We start from the raw sequence: 25460 nt of genomic DNA, 5'->3' as shown, positions 1-25460 counted from the left end.
TAGCAAAAACACAGGTCTCTGCAAAACCGTAAGGTGACGTATAGGGGCTGACGCCTGCCCGGTGCTGGAAGGTTAAGAGGAGCGGTTAGCGCAAGCGAAGCTGTGAATTGAAGCCCCAGTAAACGGCGGCCGTAACTATAACGGTCCTAAGGTAGCGAAATTCCTTGTCGGGTAAGTTCCGACCCGCACGAAAGGCGTAACGATCTGGGCACTGTCTCAACGAGAGACTCGGTGAAATTATAGTACCTGTGAAGATGCAGGTTACCCGCGACAGGACGGAAAGACCCCGTGGAGCTTTACTGTAGCCTGATATTGAATTTTGGTACAACTTGTACAGGATAGGTAGGAGCCAGAGATCTCGGAGCGCCAGCTTCGAAGGAGGCGTCGGTGGGATACTACCCTGGTTGTATTGAACTTCTAACCCATGCCCCTTAGCGGGGTAGGAGACAGTGTCAGGCGGACAGTTTGACTGGGGCGGTCGCCTCCTAAAAGGTAACGGAGGCGCCCAAAGGTTCCCTCAGAATGGTTGGAAATCATTCGTAGAGTGTAAAGGCATAAGGGAGCTTGACTGCGAGACCTACAAGTCGAGCAGGGTCGAAAGACGGGCTTAGTGATCCGGTGGTTCCGCATGGAAGGGCCATCGCTCAACGGATAAAAGCTACCCCGGGGATAACAGGCTTATCTCCCCCAAGAGTCCACATCGACGGGGAGGTTTGGCACCTCGATGTCGGCTCATCGCATCCTGGGGCTGTAGTCGGTCCCAAGGGTTGGGCTGTTCGCCCATTAAAGCGGTACGCGAGCTGGGTTCAGAACGTCGTGAGACAGTTCGGTCCCTATCCGTCGTGGGCGTAGGAAATTTGAGAGGAGCTGTCCTTAGTACGAGAGGACCGGGATGGACATACCGCTGGTGTACCAGTTGTCTTGCCAAAGGCATCGCTGGGTAGCTATGTATGGACGGGATAAGTGCTGAAAGCATCTAAGCATGAAGCCCCCCTCAAGATGAGATTTCCCATTACGCAAGTAAGTAAGACCCCTGAAAGACGATCAGGTAGATAGGTTCGAGGTGGAAGTGCGGTGACGCATGCAGCTGACGAATACTAATCGGTCGAGGACTTAACCACATTTTATTGCACCAATTCAATGAAACGTTTATCCAGTTTTGAAAGAATGAAAATTTATTACAAAAATACTTGACAAATAAGAAAAGTATGGTATAATAAATAGTGTCTTTCGAATAAATAGTCTAGTGATGATGGCAAAGAGGTCACACCCGTTCCCATACCGAACACGGAAGTTAAGCTCTTTAGCGCCGATGGTAGTTGGGGGCTTCCCCCTGTGAGAGTAGGACGTCGCTAGGCTGTTACAGAATTATTCCGAAGTAGCTCAGTTGGTAGAGCATCCGGCTGTTAACCGGCAGGTCGCAGGTTCGAGTCCTGCCTTCGGAGCCATTAAATCTTGGAGAGTTGTCCGAGTGGCCGAAGGAGCACGATTGGAAATCGTGTATGCGGGTAACCCTGCATCAAGGGTTCAAATCCCTTACTCTCCGCCAGGCTAATTTAGAGGCCCGTTGGTCAAGTGGTTAAGACACCGCCCTTTCACGGCGGTAACACGGGTTCGAATCCCGTACGGGTCACCAAAAAGATACATAAGTAGTATCCAGCGTTGGAGGATTAGCTCAGCTGGGAGAGCACCTGCCTTACAAGCAGGGGGTCGGCGGTTCGAGCCCGTCATCCTCCACCATTAAACAAATAATATTATCGCGGGGTGGAGCAGTGGTAGCTCGTCGGGCTCATAACCCGAAGGTCGCAGGTTCAAGTCCTGCCCCCGCAACCAAATGGTCCCGTGGTGTAGCGGTTAACATGCCTGCCTGTCACGCAGGAGATCGCCGGTTCGATCCCGGTCGGGACCGCCATTTTTTAAAACATTAAATTGTGGGTTTGTAGCTCAGTTGGTAGAGCATTAGATTGAAGCTCTAAGTGTCGGCGGTTCGATTCCGTCCAAACCCACCATATTTTTGCCGGTGTAGCTCAGTTGGTAGAGCAACTGACTTGTAATCAGTAGGTCGAGGGTTCGACTCCTTTCGCCGGCACCATTACCTGGAGGGGTAGCGAAGTGGCTAAACGCGGCGGACTGTAAATCCGCTCCTTAGGGTTCGGCGGTTCGAATCCGTCCCCCTCCACCATCCTTTGGATAGGGGCATAGTTTAAAGGTAGAACTACGGTCTCCAAAACCGTCAGTGTGGGTTCGATTCCTACTGCCCCTGCCAAATAACTTAAAAGTACTTAAAATAATATAGTGGCGGTTGTGGCGAAGTGGTTAACGCACCTGATTGTGGTTCAGGCATTCGTGGGTTCGATTCCCATCAGTCGCCCCATTTTTATTTAGGTTTAAGTATTAAAATTATAATATAGTGGCGGTTGTGGCGAAGTGGTTAACGCACCTGATTGTGGTTCAGGCATTCGTGGGTTCGATTCCCATCAGTCGCCCCATTATATATAAAATTAAAATTTTTGGGGTATAGCCAAGCGGTAAGGCAACGGATTTTGATTCCGTCATGCCCTGGTTCGAATCCAGGTACCCCAGCCATTTTTTAATTTGCGGAAGTAGTTCAGTGGTAGAACACCACCTTGCCAAGGTGGGGGTCGCGAGTTCGAACCTCGTCTTCCGCTCCAATATGGCGGCATAGCCAAGTGGTAAGGCACAGGTCTGCAACACCTTTATCACCGGTTCAAATCCGGTTGCCGCCTCCATATTTTATTAAATCGGAAAACCCGATTTTTTTTTACCTTATTTTGCCGAGTTGGTGGAATGGCAGACACGACGGACTCAAAATCCGTTGCCGCGAGGCGTGTGGGTTCAAGTCCCACACTCGGTATCTGAAAAAGACTTCACAGTTCATACTGTGAAGTCTTTTTTTGTTTATATAATTGAAATATAAAGTCCCCTAATCTTTTTAAAGAACATAGAATAGATTATAGAATCCGACTCCAACTGTGTTATTTATAATTGAAATTAGGAAAGAATAGATTTATCGATTCTTTTATATGATAATAAACCAAATAAAGTCTGCTTACGGAATATTGGGAAATTAGTGGTGGAGAATATCATATTATATACAAAGAAAATTAGTATATTTTCCAGAAATCCTGCACGTTTTTTCTGGCGTATTAAAATTATTTACTATAAAATTAACATGGTTATGTTAGAAATGAATTTTAAAAAACGTATCTTATTTAGGTGATATAAATTATGTATTATAGCGAGGAAGTAGGGAATTAAACAAATGAATGTAGCAACAAATTTTAAATGGATTGAAGCGGCGAACTATGATGAGATGAGTAAAATTGCCGCTTCAATTTTTATAGATCAATTAAAAAAGAATAGTGAAACGGTATTTGGAATGGCTACTGGAGGTACTCCGGAAGGCTTTTATAAAGAGCTGGTAGCAGCATACAAGGCTGGCGAAGTCTCTTTTGCACAGGCCAAATCTTTTAATCTGGATGAGTATATCGGCATTAACCCAGCAAATGAATCGAGCTACCATTATTATATGGATCATCATCTGTTTAATCATATCGATATAAAACAGGAAAATATTAATTTACCAGCAGGCAATAAATCGAATTTAGAAAAGGCCGCAGCTGAATATGATGCATTGATTAAGGCAGCAGGAAATATTGATATCCAACTTTTAGGAATTGGTGTAAATGGACATATCGGTTTTAATGAACCGGGAACTCCCTTCGAATTAGGTACAAATATTGTAGAGCTTGCACAGTCTACACGTGAAGTGAACCAAGTTTATTTTGATTCAATTGATGATGTGCCGACACATGCCATTACAATGGGTATCAAGACAATTTTGAGTTCTAAAAAGATTGTATTATTAATTTCGGGTGCATCAAAACAAGAGGCCTTTGATCGTTTGCGCAGCGGTATAGTAACAGAAGACTTCCCTGCAAGCGCTCTGCACAACCATCCGAATGTGACCGTTATTTATACAGATGTAAAATAAAATAAAGGAGTGCATACAATGTGCACTCCTTTTTATATTATTTCATCGTTGAAATAAATACCCCTGCAATAACAGCGATCCCACCGATTACTTGATCAAGCAGGAGTTGCTCATTTAAAAACAGCACGGCAAAGATTGTAGCGAATAGTGGAATGAAGTTCAGGTAGATTCCTGCTTTGTTTGCACCTAATGAAACAACGCCAGTGTTCCAGCTTAAAAAGGCAACAATTGAAGCAATGATCCCTACATAAACAATCGCCCCAATTGTCGAAGCGTTCCATACGATTGCTTGTGAAGTTGAAAGTTGTTCATATACTGCAAAAGGTAGTAACATAATGGCACCGATTGCGATCGTCACTAAAAATGTAGAGTACCCTGGCAGTTTACCAGCATACTTTTTAATGAGTAATGAATAAATACTCCAGCACACTACCGCAATTAATACGATTAAGTCCCCTTTGTTGAATGAAAATGAAAGCAGGCTTTGTAATGAACCCCCGGATATAATAAAGAGCACTCCGGCTAAAGAGAGCAGCGTGCCGATCATCTGGAATTTTGTTAAACGTTCTTTTAAAAAGATGAAGCTCAGTATGTATATAATAATCGGTGTTGATGAATTCATTAATGATGCATTGATAGATGTTGTATAATGCAAACCGATATAAACGAGCGTATTGAATGCAGCCACTCCTGTAAGTGCTAAAATAATGACGGCACCCCAATGTTGTCTCAGCGCAGGCCATTCTTTTTTCGTACGTTGGAATGCGATAGGGAAAAATACGAGAAAGGCGACAGTCCATCGTAAAAAAGCAAGTGTAATCGGAGGAATATCCCCAGAAACGGCTCGTCCAATTACAAAGTTACCGCCCCATAATAAAGTAGCTAAAATGAGCAGTAGCTGTGGTGGAAATTTCATTATTGTACATCTCCTTATATTGGAAAAATGATTTTATCTATTATAGGGACAACCTCATGAAATTTGCAATGCGCTTTACATAAAACGCTATGATACAATAGCGACAGAGGTAAAAGGAGGTCATGAACATGAAAATTAGACCAACAAGATTACAGCATGGCGATACTGTAGGATTAGTTAATTTAAGCAGTCCGCTTAAAATTGAATCATTAGGTGATAAATTAGCGTTTTTAGAAGAGCTAGGTTTAAAATATAAGCTTGGAAATACGGTACAGGCTTATGAAGGCTATTTGGCAGGTTCCGATCAGGAGCGGATTAAAGACTTCCACCAGATGATTGTCGATCCGGAAGTGAAGGCAGTCTTTTTATTGACGGGCGGCTATGGAATCTCAAGAATAATCGATAAAATAAGTTACCCATTAATCGAGGACAATCCGAAAATTATTTGGGGCTTTTCCGATGTGACGACTTTACATACACAAGTAAACGAGTTTGCAAATTTAGTGACATTCCATGGACCGATGATGTCCAGTCCGAAAGGGGAGCTGGATACTCTTTCTAAAAAGATGTTCCAACAGCTGTTCCAACCGATTGAAATTCAGTATACGGAAAGTATTACACCTCTTACGACAGTTGTACCGGGAGTTGTACGCGGCGAGTTAACAGGCGGAAATTTAAACCGAATTGTCAGTACGCTTGGTACGAAATTTGAAATTGATGTACGCAATAAAATTTTACTTCTGGAAGACATAGGGGAAACAATTGAGCAAATTGATTTAATGCTGAACCAGTTGCGTCTTTCAAGAAAGCTGGAGCTTGCAGCAGGCTTTGTTATAGCAGATTTTAATATGCCGGATGATACATACAGCTATGAAGATGTATTGAAGGTAATAGAAGGGTATTTGAAGCCGTTTAACAAACCTGTGTTAGCTGGGTTTAAAATTGGCCACTGTGAACCTAATATTGCGATTCCATTAGGTGTGGACGTAATATTGGATGCAGATGAAAAGCTTTTAAGAATTTTACCGGGTGTAGAGTAGTAAATATATGTAATTATAAGCAAAGACACCTTTTCACGTTTAGGTGAGCTGGTGTCTTTTAATAACGAGCGAGCAAAAATACTCTATAAGTTTGTGTTAGCTTTTACTATGGTTGGTTATGAGTGAAAGGTAACATTGTAAACGGTAAAGAGTTATTGGTTTAACCAGTTGTTGGGAATGCCGAAGCATAATCGCTCGTTATTACCTAGTTTGGAGTCTCACCGCCCTAGGTTTAGAAATAATTGCTGTCATCAAATTCGATTTCAACTTGATAGTTTTTGGCATTAATAAAGTTGGAAAGGCGATGTGCTTCTTTTTCAAGCTCGTTTGCACGGTTTCGATATGTCATTGGATCATACAATGCTACGCGGTATAGCATTGCATCACCGGAGTTATGGTAGAAAGCTTCTTTCTCTTCAGAACCAAGGTTTTTACAAAATTGTGCTTCTGCACGTAATTGGCTCGCCAGTTCAATCGCTTCGACAATAGGCATTTCCTCGTCTTTAAATACAACAGTATTGTCGATGTTAGCACGGTAGATTAGGGCATCAAGCTTACGTGAATCATAACGAAGCTCTTTTAGCTCTGCTTCAAGCATATCAAGAGTATAGTCAGGTGCTTTTGGCTGTTCGCCTTTCTCGATAATGACATGTGTTAATGAATGCACTTGCATTGTTCTTTCCTGGATTCTCTTCGTAATGATACTTTTCAGTTTTACTGCCTCAGCTAAGTTAATACTCAAATGATTCCACTCCTTAAAAATGAACTTTTGAATTTTCCTTTGATAGAATATGTACTTCATATTCGCCACCGCTAATTTGCGTAAACATGTTTCCTGCACTGCTCAATAGTTCAGTTGCTTCCTCTTCACTTAGAGAAGGGCGTAAATAAAAGATTTGCAGAGCATTTGTCGTAGCTTCTGTTACTGCCGTTCTTTTTGAATCAACAAAGGGACTGCCGAATGGGCCGAGCGCATCTTTTGAATGAATGATATTCTCCAATGAATTAAAGCGTCCGTTGATCCCTTCATAGCCTGTCGCCGCATTGCCTACTTCGATTTTCACGTCCCCTTCAATAACATCTAAATCATATATGCCAACAGGAATCTCGTATTGCAGTGAAAAGAAGTTGTTTAAATCAACTGCCGAATGGAACGGTGCTAAATATTGCTGTTTAGCGATACGTCGCATTAAACTTTCCGCAGAGTGACGGTACCGGTTCGGATCACCGCCGAAAGCCTTCCAAAGCTGTCGCCACTCTTTAATGCCAGGTCGTTCTGTCACAGGTGTTTCCTGTAATTCCAAATATAGATTTTCCTGATAAAGTTGTATACGTCCTTTAATCATTTGAGGAGATTCTTCAACGATAATTTTGCTATAATGGATAAGGCCAATTTTTAATTGTTCATTTACAGAAAAAAGAGCTTCATTTATTGAAATATTCATGTAGAACACCTTCTTACATAGTTTTTAATGGGAGAAATACTAAAATATGTAATGCGAAATAAATTTATATCTATTGTATCATTTGAAAGGAGCATGTGAAATGAAAGTACATCAACTTCAAGAAGATTTAGTGAAATATGCAGCATCCATTGGTGTTGATAAAATCGGATTTACAACCGCTGCTCCGTTTCATGAATTGAAGAATCGTCTCCGTCGTCAGCAACAATTAGCATACCAATCAGGCTTTGAAGAAGCAAATATAGAGCTGCGTACAGAGCCTTTAAAATTATTAAATGAAGCAGAAAGCATTATTGCGATTGCCATTGCGTATCCTTCACGCATGCAAGATGCCCCGCAAGGAAAGAAAGGGGAGCGTCGCGGCATTTTTTGCCGTGCTTCATGGGGGATTGATTATCATACAGCAGTTCGAGATCGTTTGCAGCTCATTGAAGCCTGGCTGCAGGAGCGTGTGCCGAATGTAAAGGTGAAATCGATGGTCGATACCGGGGAACTGGTAGATCGTGCGGTTGCAGAACGAGCAGGTATCGGCTGGAGCGCCAAAAATTGCTCTATTATTACACCTGAATTTGGTTCGTACGTCTATTTAGGTGAAATCATCACGAATATCCCATTTGCTCCAGATACACCGATGGAAGACGAATGCGGTGACTGTACATTATGTATCGATGTATGTCCAACAGGAGCGATCGTCGCACCAGGGCAGCTGAATTCACAGCGTTGCATTGCCTTTTTAACTCAGACGAAAGGTTTTTTGCCGGATGAGTTTCGTGCCAAAATCGGAAACCGTTTGTACGGCTGTGATACATGCCAGACAGTGTGCCCGAAGAATAAGGGAAAGCTAAACTGGATTCATGATGAATTCACGCCGGATCCTGAAATCGCAAAACCGCTACTTCAGCCGCTTTTATCAATTTCCAATAAGGAATTTAAAGCAAAGTTTGGACATGTATCCGGCTCATGGCGCGGTAAAAAGCCGATTCAGCGCAATGCCATTTTAGCGCTTGCCCACTTTAAAGAAGAAGCGGCAATGCCTGACTTAGTTCAAGTATTGCAAAAAGATGAACGCCCTGTATTAAGAGGAACAGCAGCATGGGCAATCGGAAAAATCGGAACAGATGGGGCAGAAGAAATTTTATTGGCTGCCCGAAAAACAGAGCAGGATGATGAAGTGCTGGCCGAGATTGAAAAAGGGCTGGCAATGTTAAATCATTAAGAGAGAAGGATCAGAAGTGCCAAACCATATCGTATTATATCAACCAGAAATCCCAGCAAATACAGGGAACATTGCCCGCACTTGTGCTGGAACAAATACATCATTACATTTAATCCGTCCATTGGGCTTTTCAACTGATGACAAAATGCTGAAGCGTGCTGGATTGGATTATTGGGAACATGTGAATGTCGTTTACCATGATTCTTTAGAAGATTTTATCGAGTACAGTAAAGATGGCGATGTGTATTTAATTGAGACATATAGTGATGAGCCATTTACGACACATGATTTCAGCAATTCAGAACGTGACCTATACTTTATGTTCGGAAGAGAAACGACAGGCTTGCCAAAGGAATTTGCAAAAGAGCGTGCCGATATGTGTCTGCGCATCCCGCAAAGTGACCATATCCGCTCACTGAATTTATCAAACACTGCGGCAATCGTTATTTACGAAGTACTAAGACAACAAAACTATCCAGGGTTAAAATAAAATAAGGCAAGAAGCACTGAAGCTTCTTGCCTTGTTATTATTTCATCTTCGTTTTAATCACTTGCTCAAGCTTTGCCTGGATATTGTCGTGTTCGGATAATGTAAGGCGGATGAAGCTTTCATCCATTTCGAATGCTTCGGATAAAAATCCTCCAAGTCCGCGGGCACGTCGGTCTACCTGCAATAAAATTTCGACTGAGTTTGATGATTGATGTAAAAAGACAACTTCAAGTTCGTCTAGATACCGGCGATACGTGCTGTTTGTCGGTGTAAACTCAAATTCCTGTACAATCGGTGTTTGACGACGCAAATAAGAAGGGGCTTGTTCGTTATCTACTTTACGTAACCGGAAGCCCATATTTTGAATAGCTGTTAACACACCATTCGCAAGACGAGTTGGCTGAATCTCGATAAAGTCCTTATCTGTAGGATCTACAGCATTTTTAATGTCTAAGCCCGTTTGAATCCATACACGCGAGTTGCCCGTTGTTACCGGAACAACAGGGGGCAGGGCGAACGAAAATGGGATTTGACGTTTTTCGTCTGCCTGAATTGTGAATGGCTCATTTAATTTGTATTTGTGCAAAACCGCTTCATCTTTAATCTTTTTATCATCAATTTCGCGGATAAAGTTTGTATGAAGTGTTAGATAGATTGCATCAATTTGCTGTTCCGTGCTACCCCCGATGATTTCTACAACACCTGAAATATTTTCATTTAATGTGTAAGTTGATTTGTGCAATTTTGTATCAACTTTTGCAGCTCCTATACCAACACTTGCTAAAACTTTATTAAATAGTGACAAATGAATTCCTCCGTTATTTGTAATTAGTTATGTATACGTAGGACAGAAAAGAAAGTTTCAAAAAGAGCGCGAAAAATTTTTCGGGCTCTTGCTTTAGGTTACCGGTAATTATTCACCGTCTAATGTAAATACGATGCGTAAACCGTTTGGATCAACAGTAGAGAATAACTGAGTGCCACCGTGTGCTGGTGCTTCTGCAAAGTTTTCAACAATGAAGCCGTTAGTTGTCAGGCTTTGTTTTACTTCTTCAGCATATTGCGCATCTTTTAATACGACCGTAAAGGATTTTAAACCGACCATATCGTTTTTTGGAGCATGGCCGTTGTTGCTGTTCCAAGTGTTTAATCCGAAATGGTGATGGTATTTACCAGTTGATACAAACAGCGCCTGTGCACCGTAACGAGTCACAACATTATAATCCAATACATTTGTATAAAACTGCTCTGATTTGTCCAGATTTACTACTGATAAGTGTACATGCCCCATAACAGTATCAGCAGGCAGACCGTTCCAGTTGCCATCTGCAGCCGCTAAAATCGGCTGGAAATTCAGCTGTTCTGTCACCATATGCACTTGTTCATCCTGATTCCAAGTCCATTCCGATTCATGACGGTCGATATAAATTTCGATTCCGTTTCCATCCGGATCATTCAAGTAAAGTGCTTCTGAAACATCATGGTCTGCAGCACCAAGACGAATATTCATGTTAACAAAATGCTGTACGATGTTTCCTAAGTCCTTGCGAGAGGGTAATAGTAATGCTAAGTGGTATAAACCTGCAAAGCCTTGTTTAAGCGGCTGCGCATTTTGTACTTCGACTAGTGATACTAAGCTTGTTTGTCCGTCTGCTGTTAAGTATGCTTCCGTTTCTGTTTGCTGTAAAACTTTAAAGCCGATAACCGTTGTGTAGTATTCGATCGAACGTACTAAGTTAGAAACCTTTAATTGAACATGAGCTGGGTATAGATTAGGTTTTTTATGAAAATGTGTAGCCATAATATATGAACTCCCTTAATGGTTATTTTTTATAATCAACTTACTTTATGTAACTAATATAAAATATGTGATAATAAAAGTCAAATGAAAAAGACAATCGCTACTTGACGATTGTCCTTTACTGGGAAGCTAGTGGAATTATCTTTCTTTTGGGAATGGTTTGCTATCATAGCCAGCTGTGAAAATAGCTACTAAAAATGATATGCTGATACCAAGAATTAAAAGTAATTTCATGGAAGAATCCTCCTCATGTTTTAATTATCTCTTTTTTCAGTATAGCATAAATTATTTGAATGAATACTTTATTTATGACAGAAATCAGTCAAAATTGGAAAAAAATAATACTGAATTAATTTGGAGGGATAGCGTATGAAAAGAGAAGAAATTGTCAACGGAAATATGGCTAATACTATGGATGAGCTGAAAATTCTAGGGAAGCAAATGGAGAACTTACGAGACGGCGGGCAATTGGAAGAAGCTGAACGCATTTCAGATCCGCAGCAGTTTGATGATGAAGAGGATGAAGGGAAATAAAGAAATGTGCACTGAAATTTGCGTTTCAGTGCACATTTCTTTCGTTAGATTTGAACTTTATAGTCTTTTAATTGTTCTCGTAGAGTTGCTTTTAAAAATTTGCCGACAGAAGTTTTTGGAATTTCGTTTAAAAATACGACATCGTCCGGAAGCCACCATTTTGCAAAGTCCAGTTCGATTGACTCGATTAGCTCTTCTTTAGATGCCGTTGCACCTTCTTTTAAAACAACACATGCCAGCGGACGCTCTTGCCACTTCGGATGCGGGACTGCAATTACGGCAGCCTCGAAAACAGCTGGATGTGACATGAGGGCATTTTCCAGATCAACGGACGAAATCCATTCTCCACCCGATTTGATAAGGTCTTTCGTGCGATCGGTAAGCTTGATATAGCCTTCTTTTGTATATACCGCAATGTCACCTGTATAAAGCCAGCCATCTCGGAATGCTTCATTCGTCCGTTCATCATTGTAGTATTCAGAGGCAATCCATGGACCGCGGACACGCAGTTCACCCATTGTTTTTCCATCCCATGGAACCGGGCCATTTTCATTTACAACTTCTGTTTCAATTAGTGAAACTGTCAAACCTTGAGAAACGCGGATATTTAACTGTTCATCTTCTGTATATTCGTTCATATCGCTTGTTAGATGCGACATACTTACAAGCGGTGAAGTTTCTGTCATACCGTAGGCGTTGATGTACGGAACACCAAGTTTTTCATTGTAACCCTGAATTAAGCCTTTTGGTGATGCGGAGCCACCTGAAATAATTAAACGGACAGATGAAAGGTCACGAGGATTTTTTTCCTGTTCAACCAGTGCGCCAAGCCAAATTGTTGGAACACCTGCTGTAATTGTCACCTTTTCTTGTTCAACCAAGTCCAGTATTAAACCTGGTGTCATCATTGGTCCTGGTAAAACAATATTGGAGCCGAAATTCAATGCAGCAAACGGGAAGCCCCATGCATTTGCATGGAACATCGGCACAACAGGAAGGGCAGTGTCACTTTCTTTTACTGCAAAGGATTCAGCTAGACCTAGTGCGAGGCTATGAAGCACGATGCTTCGATGTGTATAGACGACACCTTTTGGCATACCTGTCGTTGCAGAAGTGTAGCACATCCCAGCTGGCAGATTTTCATCCAGATCTGTCGGAAACTCGTAATTTTCATCTGCTTCCTGTAGAAGCTGTTCGTAGCTGTATACATTCGGGAAACTGGATTGCGGAGCGCTTAATTCATCACCCATGACGATAATATGTTTAACCGTTTTCAAATGGCCAAGTGCAGGCTCGACTAACGGGAATAAGTCGCTATCAATCAATAAAATCTCATCTTCGGCATGATTGATAATATAAACAATATGTTCAGGGGCAAGGCGGATGTTAATCGTGTGTAAAATAGCACCGCTGCATGGAATCGCAAAATACGCTTCAAGGTGACGGTGATGATTCCAGGCAAATGTGCCGACTTTGGTACCACGCTTCATGCCGAGCTTTGTCAGGACATCCGCTAAACGGTACGTTCTTCTTACATAGTCATTGAATGTGATGCGATGTGTTTTAGTGGGGCTTGTACGAGAGATAATTTGTTTGTTCGGGAAGTACCGTTGTGCACGCTTTAAAAATCCAGTCAAAACTAGTTGTGTATCCATCATAGTTTTTCAGCTCCTCAACGAGAATATATTATAATATATACTCCTGAAGATGGAAGATTATTCTGTAAATGGTAATATGCTAGATAATAAGTTTATAAGACTGTATGTATTAACAAATAATAGCAATTAGTAAACGATAAATAATTAGAATGTTATAATAAACACAATCAAATGTAAGAGGTGAACAAGATGAATTTACAATCAACGAAAAAGTTAACGAATGGCGTAGAAATGCCTTATTTAGGTTTAGGAGTTTATAAAATGACGGACCGTGATGAAACACTTCAGGCGATTGAAACAGCGCTTGATTTAGGTTACCGTGCAATCGACACAGCCGCGCTTTATTACAATGAGGAAGAAGTAGGGGAAGCAGTTCGCCATTCTTCTGTACCGCGCAAGGACATCTTTGTTACAACAAAAGTTTGGAACAGCGACCAAGGGTATGACAATACATTGCGTGCATTTGAAACATCACTGAAAAAGCTTGATATGGATTATGTGGATCTTTATTTAACACATTGGCCGGTTGAGGATAAATATGTAGATACTTACCGTGCAATTGAGCGCTTGTATGATGAGAAGCTCATCCGTGTACCTGGGGTATCCAATCATCATGAACATCATTTAAAAAAAATTATGGCAACTTGCAATGTCGCGCCAATGGTCAACCAAATCGAAGCCCATCCGTATTTGTCCCAAGAACCGCTGCGCACATTTTGTGAACAACAGCAGATTGCGGTAACAGCGTGGTCTCCGCTAGGCCGTGGAAATGTATTAAACGATGAAACGATTATTCGTATTGCAAATGAATATAATGTATCACCGGCACAAATCATCTTACGTTGGCATTTACAAAATGATGTCATCATCATTCCGAAATCTGTTACAGCTTCACGCATTAAAGAAAATAGTGAGCTATATAATTTCGAATTAACAAATGAAACAATGCAGCAGTTAAATGCATTGAATCGCAATGAACGATTCGGCAAAGATCCGGATAATTTCAATTTTGATTTCTAACATCGTTTTTACTTAGGGGGAGTGAAACTGTGTTTAAAAAATTTTCACCGAATTTGTTTTTCTCAATGTCAGCAGTAACGGTTGTAGTTGTTGCACCTTTTATTATGATTTTCCATCCGATTTTTCAGATGGAGTTTTTTCAGTATAATAAGTCGGCCGCTACATTTATTCCAAACCCAATTAATTTAAGACTTGTTCTTGTAACAGGTTTTGTTTTGATTGTGATGTTTTGGCTTTTAGCGTACAGGCGTAATATGAAAGTTTATTTGATCGGTCTATTACTCTTTATATTGAGTATTGGCATTGGTTATTTATCGACTCAAAATTATATATTGATTAGCCAGGAACAATTGGAACGACACCATTTATTTGAGGAACAACAATATCGGTGGGAAGAACTCGATGAAGTTGTTTATGAATATGTGGTAGGCAGTAACAAGGGAGATATCACATTTACAACAAAAACAGGGGATCAGTTTGTAATAAAAGAAAAAGAATTACACTCAACCGGTAGAAGCTTAATTTATCAATTTTCGAGAGCGAATGAAGTAACCTATATTGAGCGTGAAAAAAGATAAGTAACAGGCGTCCGTAGTTTAATTACGGACGCCTGATTTTTAGTTATCTTTAACGATGATCTGCTCGTCTAAAAACGGGTGCATAAATGCTAGCTGAATGGCGTGCAGTGCATAATCGCCTGATGCGGTTTCACGTGCGCCGTACATTGTATCGCCTACGATCGGGTGACCTAAATGCGCCATATGCACGCGAATTTGATGTGTACGCCCTGTTTCAAGAACAACATGGACAACACATGTGCCCTTATAGCGATTGACCACTTCATAATGTGTCACGGCATGCTGGCCAGTAGGTGACACGACACGCCGAGTATTGTGATGACGGTCTTTACCGATGGCAGCGTTGATCGTACCGCTGTCAGTACGAAGGTTGCCTTGAACTTCTGCGGCATACGTACGGACGATTGTTTTTTCCTCGATCATACGGTCAAAAATAGATTTTGCAATCGGATGCTTTGCAACAAGCAGTAAACCGTTTGTCCCTTGATCCAAACGGTGTACATGCTCTGCATAATGCCCGCCGTTGTCCACAATATGACGCATTACATGATTCATGCATGTATCATTGTCAGTTGGTTCGTTTGGATGTGTCGCCATTCCTTTAGGCTTTGAAACAATTAGGCAGTGCTCGTCTTCATAGCGGATATTTACATCACAGCTGTCCGTTGGAATATAGTTCGAAGCAGGAATATCAAATGCAAATTCGATTTTCGTCCCTTTCTCGAACGGTTCCTTCCACATAATTGGCTCTCCATCGATTGTAACCGCTTTGGTCATACGTAATTCGTGAACAAGCTTTTTGCCTAGGCGCCACTTTTCGCGCAGCAGGTCTTCAACGGTTTGTCCGTTTTCGTGAATGATATATGTGAACATTAATTTTCCTCCAAATGAAAAATCGTGCTCGTAAAGAACACGATTTTGAATATAATCTTATTTTAACACAACATCGTTAAAGAATTGACGCGTTGTTTCATCTGGTGCGTCACCTTCTAAACGAGCAACTTCTTCACCATTTTCGAAGTAGATAAGAGTTGGTGTTGCTTGAATATTATAAGTAGTCCACTCATCCGTATACTCAAGAATGTTTAATTGATCAACTTGAACATCTAGTTCATCGGCAATCGGCATAAGTTTTGGAGTGTAGTTTTGGCAGTGAGAACATTCAGGACTGAAGAAATAACCGACAACGCCGTCACCTGACTCGATTTTTTCTGCTAATGCATCCGGTAAAATGATATTTTGATAGTTTTCATCGTCCAACAAGTCGATTGTTGATTGTTTTAAGTTGTCCGTTCCATACGGGTTGTTTTCTAATTTTTCATTGTTTTTCATGTTTGTCAGTACAATAATTGCTGCGAATAATAACACAATAACCGCACCGACAATCGCTAACTTCTTCAAATTATTTCTCCCCCTTTAAAACCTTTAACATATAAAAACTAACTGCTGCAATAATAACAAAGGCAGTAAGCGCCAAAAATGGAATCGTAATAAAGCCCAACCAGTTAATATACTGACCGGTACATGCTACACGACCACAAGCAGGTGCTGCATCCTGCATAAAAACTAGCTTTTGCAGGCTATAATGATAAAGAGATGTTGCCGCTCCAATTGTAGAGAACACGGCTGTTGTTAATGCAATTTTCGCATTTTTCTGGATGTAGGCAATCGTTGAAATCAGCACAATAGGGTACATTATAATGCGCTGGTACCAGCATAATGTACATGGTTCGTAGCCTCGTATTTCAGAGAAATACAATGATCCGAGCGTTGCTGTCAACGATACAACCCAAATAATGAGTAAGGCATTTTCAAGTTTTTTGGACATAATGCTACCTCGATATTCAAATTTTAACTTCTATCAGCAGAAGTTTTTCATATTATTCTCATTGATTATAGTTTGAATTCGAAAAAAAGTAAATTACTACGTTTATCAAAGGCTATTAAAAGGAAAGTTAAATATGGAGGGGGAGTTTTGCATGACAGATTCATTAGATATGTCCAAATTTGAAAAACCAATGATTATCCGAAATATGACAACAGAGGATATTGACTCAATATTAGAAATACAGCGTATATGCTTTCCAGGCATGGAGCCGTGGGAACGCGCACATCTATACAGCCATTTAACCATTTTCCCTGAAGGACAAATGGTAGCTGAGCTTGATGGGAAGGTAATTGGTTCCTGCTCAAGTCTGCGCATTAACTTCGATGAATACGATGACCGCCACACATGGAATGATATTACCGACAATGGCTTTATTACAAATCACAATCCCGATGGCTATAATTTGTATGGTATCGAAGTAATGGTGCACCCGGAATATCGCCGTATGAAAGTCGGTCAAAGGCTTTATGAGGCGCGGAAAGATCTGGCGCGAACACTTAATTTGAAATCTATCATTATTGGCGGCCGTATTCCAAACTACCATGTCCATTCGGATGAGATGAGTCCACGTGATTATGTGGATGCGGTAAGTCGCCATAAAATATATGACCCGGTGCTGACATTCCAAATGATGAACGGCTTTATTTTAATGCGTATCAATCCAAACTATTTACCGGACGATAGAGCTTCAGGCAAGTATGCGACATTAATGGAATGGAACAACGTGGATTACCGGCCGCTGACAAAGCGTCATTTCAAGACGAGTTATCCAGTGCGTATATGTGTTGTGCAATATATGATGCGCGCGATCGATTCCTTTGAAGACTTTGCGAAGCAGTGCGAATATTTTGTGGATGTCGGGTCTGATGCAGGCTCGGATTTTGTTGTCTTTCCGGAAATTTTTACGACTCAGCTGATGAGTTTCTTAAATGAAAAATCACCGTCACAGGCGGTTCGTAAATTAACGAAATATACACCTGAATATATCGAACTGTTTACAAGTCTGGCGGTCCGCTATAATGTCAATATTATCGGCGGTTCGCATTTTGTTGAGGAAGAGGACGAGGAAATTTACAATATCGCCTATTTATTCAGACGGGACGGGACGATTGAAAAACAATATAAAATTCACATTACACCAAATGAGCGTAAATGGTGGGGGATCAGTAACGGTGATAAAGTCCGCGTGTTTGATACGGATTGCGGCAAGATTGCCATTCAGATTTGCTATGATATCGAGTTTCCGGAACTTGCACGCATTGCGACAGATATGGGTGCGAATATTATTTTCACACCGTTTTGTACAGAAGACCGTCAAGGCTATTTACGGGTGCGCTATTGTGCACAGTCACGTGCGATTGAAAACCAGATTTATACGGTTATTTCCGGAACAGTCGGCAACTTGCCTGAAACGGAAAACATGGATATCCAATATGCGCAGTCGGCCATTTTTGCACCAAGTGATTTTGAATTTGCGCGGGATGGAATTGTAGGAGAGACTAGTCCAAACCTGGAAATGGTATTGATCGGGGATGTCGATCTTGAAATATTGCGACGACAACGCCAAGACGGTACCGTTAAGCATCTTAAAGATAGACGCCATGACGTATACCGCGTGGAATATTTAAAATAACTTACAGGGAAATTCTGCTATTGTAAAAAATAGCAGGATTTTTTTTCATTCAAAAGTATGAGAGGGATAGCGGTGTGTTCTATTTAATTGAAATGGTATGATAGAGAAAAGTGAAGTTGCAAAGGAAGAGCCAGTATGACAAAAGACCAATCTAATATTGCCATATTAAAAGAAATTGCTGAGCTATTAAATGAGGAAACAGAGATGATTCCGATGCTGAATGGTGCGCTGTCGAAATTTTTAAGCGGTACGAAATTCGAAACAGGCTGGATTTTCTTTATTGATGAAAAAGGGAAATCCGAGCTTGTCGTGAAGCAGGATTTACCGGATGCGCTTAGTCATAACGATTGCCACTATTTAAAGAAGGGCGGATGCTGGTGTGTGTCCCGTTTTCGCAATGAAGAATTAAAGAAAGCTTCGAATATTATTGAATGCCAGCGCATAGAAAGTGCCATCGCAGCAAATGTAGGCGACCATAACGAAATCACCCACCATGCGACGGTACCGTTACAATCAGGGCAGGAACGTTTCGGGTTGCTAAATGTCGCTTCAAGAAATACGGTACGCTTTTCGGATGAGGAGTTGGATTTACTTGAATCGGTAGCCTTTCAAATGGGTTCTGCGATTAAACGAATTCATTTAACAAATGAACAGCAGGAAATTGCGCTTGTTCAGGAACGTAACCGTTTAGCCCGCGATTTACATGATTCTGTCAACCAGCTTCTTTTTTCGGTAACACTGACAGCCCGTGCTGGAGTTGAGATGAGTAACGAGCAGGATATTAAAGAAACATTTAAAGATATTCAGCAGCTTACTCAGGAGGCTTTGACGGAAATGCGTGCACTAATTTGGCAGCTCCGTCCGAAAGGGTTGGAAAGCGGACTCATTGAAGCGATTAAAGTGTATGCAGAAATGCTGAGCCTGAAATTAACGGTCAATGTTTCGGGTGTCATTCAATTCCCTTCAAGAGTAGAGGAAACACTTTTCCGAATTACTCAGGAAGCATTGAATAATGTACGGAAACATGCAGGTGTAAAGACTGTGGAAATATATATAAACGTGACCGCTACCGATGTATTACTCGTTGTAAACGATGCAGGTCATGGCTTTAATGTGGAGGCACATCGCCGTATACCATCGATCGGAATGCAATCAATTATTGACCGGGCACATGCAGTTGGAGGAACCGCGGATTGGGTAAGTGAAATTGGAAAAGGAACAGAATTACTTGTCCGTTTACCATACTAGGGGGGATTTGATGATACGGGTACTAATAGCAGATGACCATCATGTAGTAAGACGAGGTTTATTATTCTTTTTAAAAACACAAAAGGATATCGAAGTTGTAGGAGAAGCGAAAAACGGATTAGAAGCAGTAGAACTTGTTGATCAACTTTCTCCCGATATTGTTTTAATGGACCTCGTCATGCCTGAAATGGACGGCATTCAGGCAACAAAGAAAATAAAAAACAAGTGGCCGCATATTAAAGTACTCATGCTGACAAGCTTTTCGGATAAAGACCATGTGCTGCCGGCAATGGATGCAGGGGCATCAGGCTACCAGCTAAAAGATATCGAACCGGATGATTTGGTGGAATCAATCCGTCAGATTATGCGCGGCGAAAATACGATCCATCCGGAAGCGACTACGCAATTAGAAGAAGGGCTTCGCGAAGATGAGAACAAGCCCCATATTTTAAATCCGCTAACACCACGGGAACAGGACGTATTGGCTGAATTGACAAAGGGTAAAAGCAACAGGGAAATTGCTTCTTCGTTATACGTTACGGAAAAAACGGTTAAAACCCATATATCGAATATTTTTGCGAAGCTCCATGTACAGGACCGTACTCAGGCGGCTTTGTATGCAGTAAAGCATAATTTGACTGAGACGAATGAAAGCTAAATGAGATCGATAAATAAAAAACCTCACTTTTTCTCCGGCAGGAAAAAGAGTGAGGTTTTCGTATGGATTATAAAATTTCCTCGTCTGTCGTTTCGGACTGCGGAAGTTTTGTTACTTCAATATACAAAATGTGGTGACCGTCCAGTTCTGTTACTTTGAACTGATATCCTTCCGATTCAATGATATCGCCTTCTTGAACATCAAAGCGTTGAGTCATGAACCAACCACCGATTGTATCGATATCTTCATCTTCAAACGTTGTACCTAAAATGTCATTCATTTCCTGCAATAACATTTTAGCGTCAAAAATGTAGTGGTCTTCGGCGATTTCCTGAATTTCCGGAATTTCATCTTCATCGAATTCATCTTGAATATCACCGATAATTTCCTCGATAATATCTTCAATTGTTACTAAACCGGAAGTACCACCGTATTCATCCATTAAAATAGCCATGTGAATACGCTCGTTTTGAATTTTTAATAATAAGTCACTAATAGGAATTGTTTCGATTACTCGAATAACCGGTTGCATATAATCATCAACGAGCTTATCGCCATTTGCAGCATCTTTAATATAAGCTGTTAATAAATGCTTCATGTTAACAAGACCAATAACATGGTCTTTGTCTCCATCTGTAACAGGGTATCGTGTATATTGTTCAATGCCCATTACTTCAAATACTTCGCGAATCGTTTGTCCTCTTTCTATACTGATAATTTCAGTTCGAGGTACCATTATCTCCTTCGCTATTCGATCAGAAAACTCAAAAATACTATTAACATATTCGTATTCAGAGTGGTTAATTTCTCCACCTTTAAAGCTGTCTGATAAAATCATGCGAAGCTCTTCTTCAGAGTGTGCTTCTTCAGATTCAGAAACCATTTTCAAGCCGAACGCTCCAGTTAATGCACGTGCCGATCCGTTTAAAGTGCGGATGAAAGGATACATGATGTTATGGAACAAAATTAAAAATCCGGAAAGCTTTAATGTTACGGCTTCTGCTTTTTGAATAGCGAGAGTCTTTGGTGCTAATTCCCCTACGACAACGTGTATAAATGTTACGAGTGAGAAGGCAACAATAAATGAAAGAACAGTTGTGACATTACCGCTTAAGTTGAAGAACTCAAATACTGGGTGAAGAATTATTTCGAAAGTCGGTTCTCCGAGCCATCCAAGTCCTAATGCCGTAATTGTAATTCCGAGCTGACAAGCAGATAAATACTCATCAAGGTTTGAAATTACCTTTTTTGCCCGTATCGCAGATTTATTACCTTCTGCAACGAGCTGATCAATTTTTGTCGTTCTTACTTTAACTATTGCAAACTCAGTTGCAACAAAAAATGCCGTAGCGGCAATTAAGATAGCAAATGCTATCAACCTAATGGTTAGTTCGATTCCTATGTCTACGTCCAACTATATTCCCTATTTGCGGCGCAAATGAGCGTGGCAAATAAAGAGTACACCTCCTAAAAAAATTTTAATACTACAATCATAAAATATTTACGTAAAAAAAACAATTTATGAATTTGAAATTTGAGGAAAAAATTTGGAATAAGATTTGATGTCTATAATCAGATAAATGAATGATTTACCAGATGTGGATAAATTGATAGAAAATTGAAATTTCGATAGATTTATGCTATTGTGAAATGGTAGATAATGATAATTTAGTAGGCAGAAAAATTAGCAAACGCCAGCAACTATAATTTACTGCAGCCAGCTATTAAATTATGATTAACTCGAAACGCGCATAAAAATGGGAGCATCGAAAATTCGACTGCTCCCATTTCTTTTTTATTCGTAAACGTGAAAGAGCATTAACTCGTGAATCATTTTCTCAAGCTGTTCTTTCTGTTCTTCAGCAGGACTTTCCCCTAAGAATTTGATGCTACCATCTTTATAATATTCTGCTACATAACGTTTCTGCTCATAGAAAAAGCGGATGGACCACCCCGGAATTTGACTGTTTTCAAACAATGGCTTATAGCTAAAATGTTGAATCATGAAACTTCCCTCCCATTTTTATCGTACAAGAAAGTAGTACATTGTTGCAATTTTTCTTTTTTGAAATTAATAATAGAACATACACATGATGAAGAAAGAGTGAGCAAAATGGGAGAATTTATTTCGCTATTATTCCTGCTTGGTGTTGTAGGGGCTGTCGTTGGTGCAGCGACAAACTATATGGCAATCAAAATGCTGTTTAGACCTTATAAGCCAATCTATTTTAAAAAATGGAAGTTGCCGTTAACACCGGGGCTTATACCAAAACGCCGTGAAGATTTGGCGATTCAGTTAGGAAAAACCGTTTCGGAATATTTACTGACACCCGAAACAATTAAGAAGGAGTTTTTATCAAAGGAAATACGCGAAAATGTATTAACCTTTGCACAAAATAAAGTGACGCAAGAAATATTTACTAACGAAAAAACGATTAATGATTGGATTCGTTTGGCGGGTTTCACACAATTACCGCAAACTGTGGAAGGGAAAGTGGATGAACTTATTCACGTACAATTCCATAAAGTAAAAAATACGTTATCAACAAAATCTATTCGTGAATTATTACCGAATGATTTGGAGCCTGTGCTGGACCAGAAAATCGATGAGGCAGTTGTACAGATACTGCAAAAAGGCGAAGATTATTTTATGTCTCCAGAAGGTACAATGACAATCAAAAATATGCTGGATGACTTCTTATCGACAAAGGGTTCATTTGGCGGAATGATCCAAATGTTTTTAGGAGACTCGACATCACTCGTTGATAAAGTACAGCGCGAGCTTATAAAGTTTTTAAAAGCTCCAGGAACAGCTGCACTTTTACATCGGATTTTTACAACCGAATGGGAAAAAATTAAAAATCGTCCGGCAATGGACTTTATGAATGATGTAAACTTTGATACGATTGAAACGAGTATCCAAAGCTATGCAAAAAATGCACTGGCATTGGAGGCGCGCCTGGATAAAACGGTTAATGACTATTGGCCACAAGGAAAAGACTGGGCTACAAATGATCTTCTACCTAAAATGATGGATAAAACATTTATCGCAGCAGAAGGAAAAATCGAAGACGTACTGAAGAGATTGAATTTAGCCGAAGTCGTTCGAGAGCAAGTAGATTCTTTTCCTATCGCCAAATTAGAAGAGCTTGTACTAGGTATTATTAGTAAAGAGCTGAAATTAATTACATGGCTTGGCGGCATTATTGGTGGTCTTGTCGGGATCATTCAAGCGTTAATCGTCTTTTTGACGAACTAAAAAGAGAAAGTAGGAATATTACATGATTAATATTTACGAAGATATTAATAAACTTGAAGCAACATTCCGCAAGACTGATGAGTTTCAAAATTTAAAGAACGCAGTGGAAACTGTACGTGCAGACGAGGAAGCCAAAGTATTATTCACAAATTTCCGTGATGTTCAATTAAAGATGCAGGACAAACAAAATGCTGGTGAAGAAATTACAGAAGAAGAGTATGTATTTTTACAAAAAACAGCACAGTTAGCTCAGCAAAACGCTAAAATTATTGCAATGCTGGAAGCGGAAATGGCTTTAAGTGCAGTAATCCAAGAAATTAACCGTATTATCACACAGCCAATCCAAGCAATGTACGACGGACTATAAGATACAATGGGGTCACACTTTTGTGTGGCTCTTTTTTTATTTCAGGGAGTTTAAAGGCTATTGTGTCCGGACTAATTTACTTAAAATAAACATGTTTTTTTTCTTCTACCTTAATATTTGTTACAATGAGATAGATTTTTTATTTATTACAATAAGAAGGTAGAGAATAACATGAAAACGATTCATATTAACGAGCAATTTAAAGAAGACTGGACACGTGTTCTTAATCATATAGCCAATTTATTTTACGAGGATTCCGTTATTCAGATCGATCAGGATGGTTCGGATATGTCGATTGAATTTAACAAGTCTATCGATGAAAAATTTACGATTTTCACATTTGCCAAGCTAAAAGTGTATGGGCAGGAATATACGAGCGACTATTCGATTAAGTATGAGACTGAAGGAACGGAAAAAGAGCAAAACATCCGAATGAAGCGTGCACTGTCACATGTCATGCTTGATGTACTTGAACAATATTCCGGTATGACTCAGCAGTGGGGCATTTTAACAGGAGTCCGACCGACAAAGCTTTATCATAAATATCGTAAAGCCGGTATGAATGACGAGCAAATTGCCGCGGTGTTAAAAGAAGATTACCGAATTTCGGATCAGAAAATCGCATTGATGAAAGCGATTGTCGAGCGTCAACTTACCGTGATTCCGGATCTGGACGAGCTTGGAAAGGAAATTTCAATTTATATTGGGGTTCCGTTTTGTCCGACAATGTGTGCGTATTGTACATTCCCGGCCTATGCGATCCAATCAAATCGTAAGGCAGGGCGCGTAGAGAAGTTTATCGATGGTCTTCACATTGAACTGCGTGAAATGGGTAAATGGCTGACAGAAAAAAATATGCGTATTACTTCGATTTACTGGGGCGGGGGTACACCGACTTCAATCGAGGCACATGAAATGGATGCATTATATAAAACTATGTTCGATGCTTTCCCGAATCCAGAGTCTATTCGTGAAATTACAGTAGAAGCAGGGCGTCCGGATACAATTACACCTGAGAAAATCGAAGTATTGAAAAAATGGGGCATTGACCGTATTTCCGTTAACCCGCAAAGCTATACGCAAGAAACATTAAAAGCAATTGGCCGCCATCATACTGTTGAAGAAACAGTAGAGAAGTTTTGGCTATCACGCAATTCCGGTATGAATAATATCAATATGGATTTGATTATCGGCTTGCCGAATGAAGGTATTGAAGAATTCGAGCATTCGTTAGCGGAATCTGCAAAAATGCAGCCTGAAAGTTTAACGGTTCATACACTCAGCTTTAAACGTGCATCGGAAATGACGCGAAACAAAGATAAGTATAAAGTAGCCGACCGTGATACAGTAGGGAAAATGATGCAGATGGCAACAGAATGGACAGCTAAAAACGGCTATGTTCCGTATTACTTATACCGCCAGAAAAATATTTTAGGAAACTTGGAAAACGTCGGCTATTGTAAACCAGAAGAAGAGTCGATTTACAATATTGTCATTATGGAAGAAGTGCAAACAATTTTAGGTATCGGCTGCGGAGCTTCCTCGAAGTTCGTGCATCCAACGACCGGCAAAATTACACAGTTCCATAACCCGAAAGATCCAGCAGCATATATCCTGACATTTGAAGAATCAATCGCCAAGAAAATCGCCATTTTAGACGAGCTTTATTCTTAATT

At 40.4% G+C, this 25460-nt stretch carries 24 protein-coding genes, 16 tRNA genes and 2 rRNA genes (1 of these 42 only partly in view); 31 read left to right on the top strand and 11 right to left on the bottom strand.

Annotated elements, in window-relative coordinates; genetic code table 11:
- The 19 genes from AC0VXV_RS17215 to nagB form a co-directional block, all read left to right on the top strand.
- Positions 1 to 1121, top strand: a 23S ribosomal RNA gene (locus AC0VXV_RS17215) (it extends 1808 nt beyond the left edge of the window).
- Between the two features lie 121 nt (positions 1122 to 1242).
- A 5S ribosomal RNA gene (gene rrf, locus AC0VXV_RS17210) occupies positions 1243 to 1358 on the top strand.
- Positions 1359 to 1372: 14 nt separating this feature from the next.
- Positions 1373 to 1448: transfer RNA gene (locus tag AC0VXV_RS17205), tRNA-Asn, on the top strand.
- A 9-nt stretch (positions 1449 to 1457) separates the two neighbouring features.
- Positions 1458 to 1549 (top strand) — tRNA-Ser (locus AC0VXV_RS17200).
- A 12-nt stretch (positions 1550 to 1561) separates the two neighbouring features.
- Positions 1562 to 1636: transfer RNA gene (locus AC0VXV_RS17195), tRNA-Glu, on the top strand.
- Between the two features lie 28 nt (positions 1637 to 1664).
- Positions 1665 to 1740, top strand: a tRNA-Val gene (locus AC0VXV_RS17190).
- A gap of 18 nt (positions 1741 to 1758) precedes the next feature.
- Positions 1759 to 1833, top strand: a tRNA-Met gene (locus tag AC0VXV_RS17185).
- A gap of 3 nt (positions 1834 to 1836) precedes the next feature.
- Positions 1837 to 1912 (top strand) — tRNA-Asp (locus AC0VXV_RS17180).
- A 21-nt stretch (positions 1913 to 1933) separates the two neighbouring features.
- Positions 1934 to 2009: transfer RNA gene (locus AC0VXV_RS17175), tRNA-Phe, on the top strand.
- A gap of 7 nt (positions 2010 to 2016) precedes the next feature.
- Positions 2017 to 2092, top strand: a tRNA-Thr gene (locus AC0VXV_RS17170).
- 6 nt (positions 2093 to 2098) lie between these two features.
- Positions 2099 to 2182 (top strand) — tRNA-Tyr (locus AC0VXV_RS17165).
- A 10-nt stretch (positions 2183 to 2192) separates the two neighbouring features.
- Positions 2193 to 2266: transfer RNA gene (locus tag AC0VXV_RS17160), tRNA-Trp, on the top strand.
- Between the two features lie 32 nt (positions 2267 to 2298).
- Positions 2299 to 2374 (top strand) — tRNA-His (locus tag AC0VXV_RS17155).
- Between the two features lie 39 nt (positions 2375 to 2413).
- Positions 2414 to 2489 (top strand) — tRNA-His (locus AC0VXV_RS17150).
- Between the two features lie 22 nt (positions 2490 to 2511).
- Positions 2512 to 2586, top strand: a tRNA-Gln gene (locus AC0VXV_RS17145).
- Between the two features lie 11 nt (positions 2587 to 2597).
- Positions 2598 to 2672, top strand: a tRNA-Gly gene (locus tag AC0VXV_RS17140).
- A gap of 4 nt (positions 2673 to 2676) precedes the next feature.
- Positions 2677 to 2750: transfer RNA gene (locus tag AC0VXV_RS17135), tRNA-Cys, on the top strand.
- Positions 2751 to 2794: 44 nt separating this feature from the next.
- Positions 2795 to 2875: transfer RNA gene (locus AC0VXV_RS17130), tRNA-Leu, on the top strand.
- A 408-nt stretch (positions 2876 to 3283) separates the two neighbouring features.
- Positions 3284 to 4015 (top strand): glucosamine-6-phosphate deaminase, encoded by a 732-nt coding sequence (gene nagB, locus AC0VXV_RS17125; protein WP_475529408.1) that lies wholly within the window; start codon positions 3284 to 3286, stop codon positions 4013 to 4015.
- Between the two features lie 37 nt (positions 4016 to 4052).
- Here the strand turns inward: nagB and AC0VXV_RS17120 are convergent, their stop codons facing one another.
- Positions 4053 to 4931, bottom strand: coding sequence for a DMT family transporter (locus tag AC0VXV_RS17120; protein WP_475529407.1), 879 nt, complete (start codon positions 4929 to 4931; stop codon positions 4053 to 4055).
- Positions 4932 to 5059: 128 nt separating this feature from the next.
- Between AC0VXV_RS17120 and AC0VXV_RS17115 the strand changes: the two genes are divergently transcribed.
- Complete coding sequence (locus AC0VXV_RS17115) at positions 5060 to 5971, top strand: S66 peptidase family protein (RefSeq protein WP_475529406.1); 912 nt, start codon at positions 5060 to 5062, stop codon at positions 5969 to 5971.
- Positions 5972 to 6203: 232 nt separating this feature from the next.
- Here AC0VXV_RS17115 and AC0VXV_RS17110 read toward each other — a convergent pair whose 3' ends face one another.
- Together AC0VXV_RS17110 and AC0VXV_RS17105 are read right to left on the bottom strand one after the other, a co-directional pair.
- Positions 6204 to 6713 (bottom strand): DIP1984 family protein, encoded by a 510-nt coding sequence (locus AC0VXV_RS17110; RefSeq protein ID WP_475529404.1) that lies wholly within the window; start codon positions 6711 to 6713, stop codon positions 6204 to 6206.
- Between the two features lie 13 nt (positions 6714 to 6726).
- Complete coding sequence (locus AC0VXV_RS17105; protein WP_475529403.1) at positions 6727 to 7416, bottom strand: B3/B4 domain-containing protein; 690 nt, start codon at positions 7414 to 7416, stop codon at positions 6727 to 6729.
- Positions 7417 to 7516: 100 nt separating this feature from the next.
- On the opposite strand from AC0VXV_RS17105, the gene queG reads away from it, so the two are divergent.
- Positions 7517 to 8650: a tRNA epoxyqueuosine(34) reductase QueG gene (queG, locus tag AC0VXV_RS17100; RefSeq protein WP_475529402.1), complete on the top strand. Its 1134-nt coding sequence runs from the start codon at positions 7517 to 7519 to the stop codon at positions 8648 to 8650.
- 16 nt (positions 8651 to 8666) lie between these two features.
- A complete protein-coding gene (gene trmL / locus AC0VXV_RS17095) occupies positions 8667 to 9140 on the top strand; it encodes a tRNA (uridine(34)/cytosine(34)/5-carboxymethylaminomethyluridine(34)-2'-O)-methyltransferase TrmL (protein WP_014822725.1) in 474 nt (157 codons plus the stop codon).
- 37 nt (positions 9141 to 9177) lie between these two features.
- Here trmL and AC0VXV_RS17090 read toward each other — a convergent pair whose 3' ends face one another.
- Positions 9178 to 9945, bottom strand: a complete 768-nt coding sequence (locus AC0VXV_RS17090) for a sporulation protein (protein ID WP_475529400.1) — start codon at positions 9943 to 9945, stop codon at positions 9178 to 9180.
- 108 nt (positions 9946 to 10053) lie between these two features.
- The gene (locus AC0VXV_RS17085) at positions 10054 to 10941 is read right to left on the bottom strand and encodes a VOC family protein (protein WP_475529399.1); all 888 of its coding nucleotides are present in this window, start codon (positions 10939 to 10941) and stop codon (positions 10054 to 10056) included.
- Between the two features lie 369 nt (positions 10942 to 11310).
- Between AC0VXV_RS17085 and AC0VXV_RS17080 the strand changes: the two genes are divergently transcribed.
- Entirely contained in the window at positions 11311 to 11475 is a 165-nt protein-coding gene (locus AC0VXV_RS17080; protein WP_079524502.1) for a hypothetical protein, read from the top strand.
- 44 nt (positions 11476 to 11519) lie between these two features.
- Here AC0VXV_RS17080 and AC0VXV_RS17075 read toward each other — a convergent pair whose 3' ends face one another.
- On the bottom strand, positions 11520 to 13133 hold the full coding sequence (locus AC0VXV_RS17075) for a long-chain fatty acid--CoA ligase (protein ID WP_475529398.1): 1614 nt from the start codon (positions 13131 to 13133) through the stop codon (positions 11520 to 11522).
- 189 nt (positions 13134 to 13322) lie between these two features.
- Between AC0VXV_RS17075 and AC0VXV_RS17070 the strand changes: the two genes are divergently transcribed.
- Both AC0VXV_RS17070 and AC0VXV_RS17065 read left to right on the top strand, forming a co-directional pair.
- Positions 13323 to 14153, top strand: coding sequence for an aldo/keto reductase (locus tag AC0VXV_RS17070; protein ID WP_475529397.1), 831 nt, complete (start codon positions 13323 to 13325; stop codon positions 14151 to 14153).
- Positions 14154 to 14182: 29 nt separating this feature from the next.
- Positions 14183 to 14731 carry an acyl dehydratase gene (locus tag AC0VXV_RS17065; protein WP_475529396.1) on the top strand — a complete coding sequence of 183 codons (549 nt, stop codon included), beginning with the start codon at positions 14183 to 14185 and terminating at the stop codon, positions 14729 to 14731.
- Between the two features lie 39 nt (positions 14732 to 14770).
- On the opposite strand, the gene AC0VXV_RS17060 is transcribed toward AC0VXV_RS17065, so the two are convergent.
- The 3 genes from AC0VXV_RS17060 to AC0VXV_RS17050 are packed head-to-tail and all read right to left on the bottom strand — an operon-like array spanning position 14771 to position 16559.
- Positions 14771 to 15604 carry an RluA family pseudouridine synthase gene (locus AC0VXV_RS17060; RefSeq protein WP_475529395.1) on the bottom strand — a complete coding sequence of 278 codons (834 nt, stop codon included), beginning with the start codon at positions 15602 to 15604 and terminating at the stop codon, positions 14771 to 14773.
- Between the two features lie 57 nt (positions 15605 to 15661).
- Complete coding sequence (locus AC0VXV_RS17055) at positions 15662 to 16132, bottom strand: thioredoxin family protein (RefSeq protein ID WP_475529394.1); 471 nt, start codon at positions 16130 to 16132, stop codon at positions 15662 to 15664.
- Position 16133: 1 nt separating this feature from the next.
- Entirely contained in the window at positions 16134 to 16559 is a 426-nt protein-coding gene (locus AC0VXV_RS17050; RefSeq protein WP_413079789.1) for a disulfide oxidoreductase, read from the bottom strand.
- A gap of 151 nt (positions 16560 to 16710) precedes the next feature.
- On the opposite strand from AC0VXV_RS17050, the gene AC0VXV_RS17045 reads away from it, so the two are divergent.
- From AC0VXV_RS17045 to AC0VXV_RS17035, 3 genes are all read left to right on the top strand, one after another.
- Positions 16711 to 18252, top strand: a complete 1542-nt coding sequence (locus AC0VXV_RS17045; protein ID WP_475529393.1) for a GNAT family N-acetyltransferase — start codon at positions 16711 to 16713, stop codon at positions 18250 to 18252.
- A gap of 135 nt (positions 18253 to 18387) precedes the next feature.
- On the top strand, positions 18388 to 19500 hold the full coding sequence (locus tag AC0VXV_RS17040; RefSeq protein ID WP_475529392.1) for a GAF domain-containing sensor histidine kinase: 1113 nt from the start codon (positions 18388 to 18390) through the stop codon (positions 19498 to 19500).
- A 10-nt stretch (positions 19501 to 19510) separates the two neighbouring features.
- Entirely contained in the window at positions 19511 to 20158 is a 648-nt protein-coding gene (locus AC0VXV_RS17035) for a response regulator transcription factor (RefSeq protein ID WP_475529391.1), read from the top strand.
- A gap of 67 nt (positions 20159 to 20225) precedes the next feature.
- Here the strand turns inward: AC0VXV_RS17035 and AC0VXV_RS17030 are convergent, their stop codons facing one another.
- Both AC0VXV_RS17030 and AC0VXV_RS17025 read right to left on the bottom strand, forming a co-directional pair.
- Positions 20226 to 21536, bottom strand: a complete 1311-nt coding sequence (locus tag AC0VXV_RS17030) for a hemolysin family protein (RefSeq protein ID WP_475531486.1) — start codon at positions 21534 to 21536, stop codon at positions 20226 to 20228.
- A 417-nt stretch (positions 21537 to 21953) separates the two neighbouring features.
- The gene (locus tag AC0VXV_RS17025; RefSeq protein ID WP_475529390.1) at positions 21954 to 22163 is read right to left on the bottom strand and encodes a YheE family protein; all 210 of its coding nucleotides are present in this window, start codon (positions 22161 to 22163) and stop codon (positions 21954 to 21956) included.
- A 108-nt stretch (positions 22164 to 22271) separates the two neighbouring features.
- Here AC0VXV_RS17025 and AC0VXV_RS17020 point away from each other — a divergent pair, with 108 nt between their 5' ends.
- The 3 genes from AC0VXV_RS17020 (at position 22272) to AC0VXV_RS17010 (ending at position 25458) form a co-directional block, all read left to right on the top strand.
- Positions 22272 to 23417 (top strand): DUF445 family protein, encoded by a 1146-nt coding sequence (locus AC0VXV_RS17020; RefSeq protein ID WP_475529389.1) that lies wholly within the window; start codon positions 22272 to 22274, stop codon positions 23415 to 23417.
- Between the two features lie 22 nt (positions 23418 to 23439).
- Entirely contained in the window at positions 23440 to 23784 is a 345-nt protein-coding gene (locus tag AC0VXV_RS17015) for a YlbF/YmcA family competence regulator (protein ID WP_065216702.1), read from the top strand.
- A 171-nt stretch (positions 23785 to 23955) separates the two neighbouring features.
- Positions 23956 to 25458, top strand: coding sequence for a coproporphyrinogen III oxidase (locus AC0VXV_RS17010; protein WP_475529388.1), 1503 nt, complete (start codon positions 23956 to 23958; stop codon positions 25456 to 25458).
- Positions 25459 to 25460: the final 2 nt, after the last annotated feature.

This window comes from Solibacillus sp. iso_87, assembly GCF_056173085.1.
The sequence above is the reverse complement of the archived record's forward strand: the minus strand, read 5'-3'. Positions and strand labels throughout refer to the sequence as shown.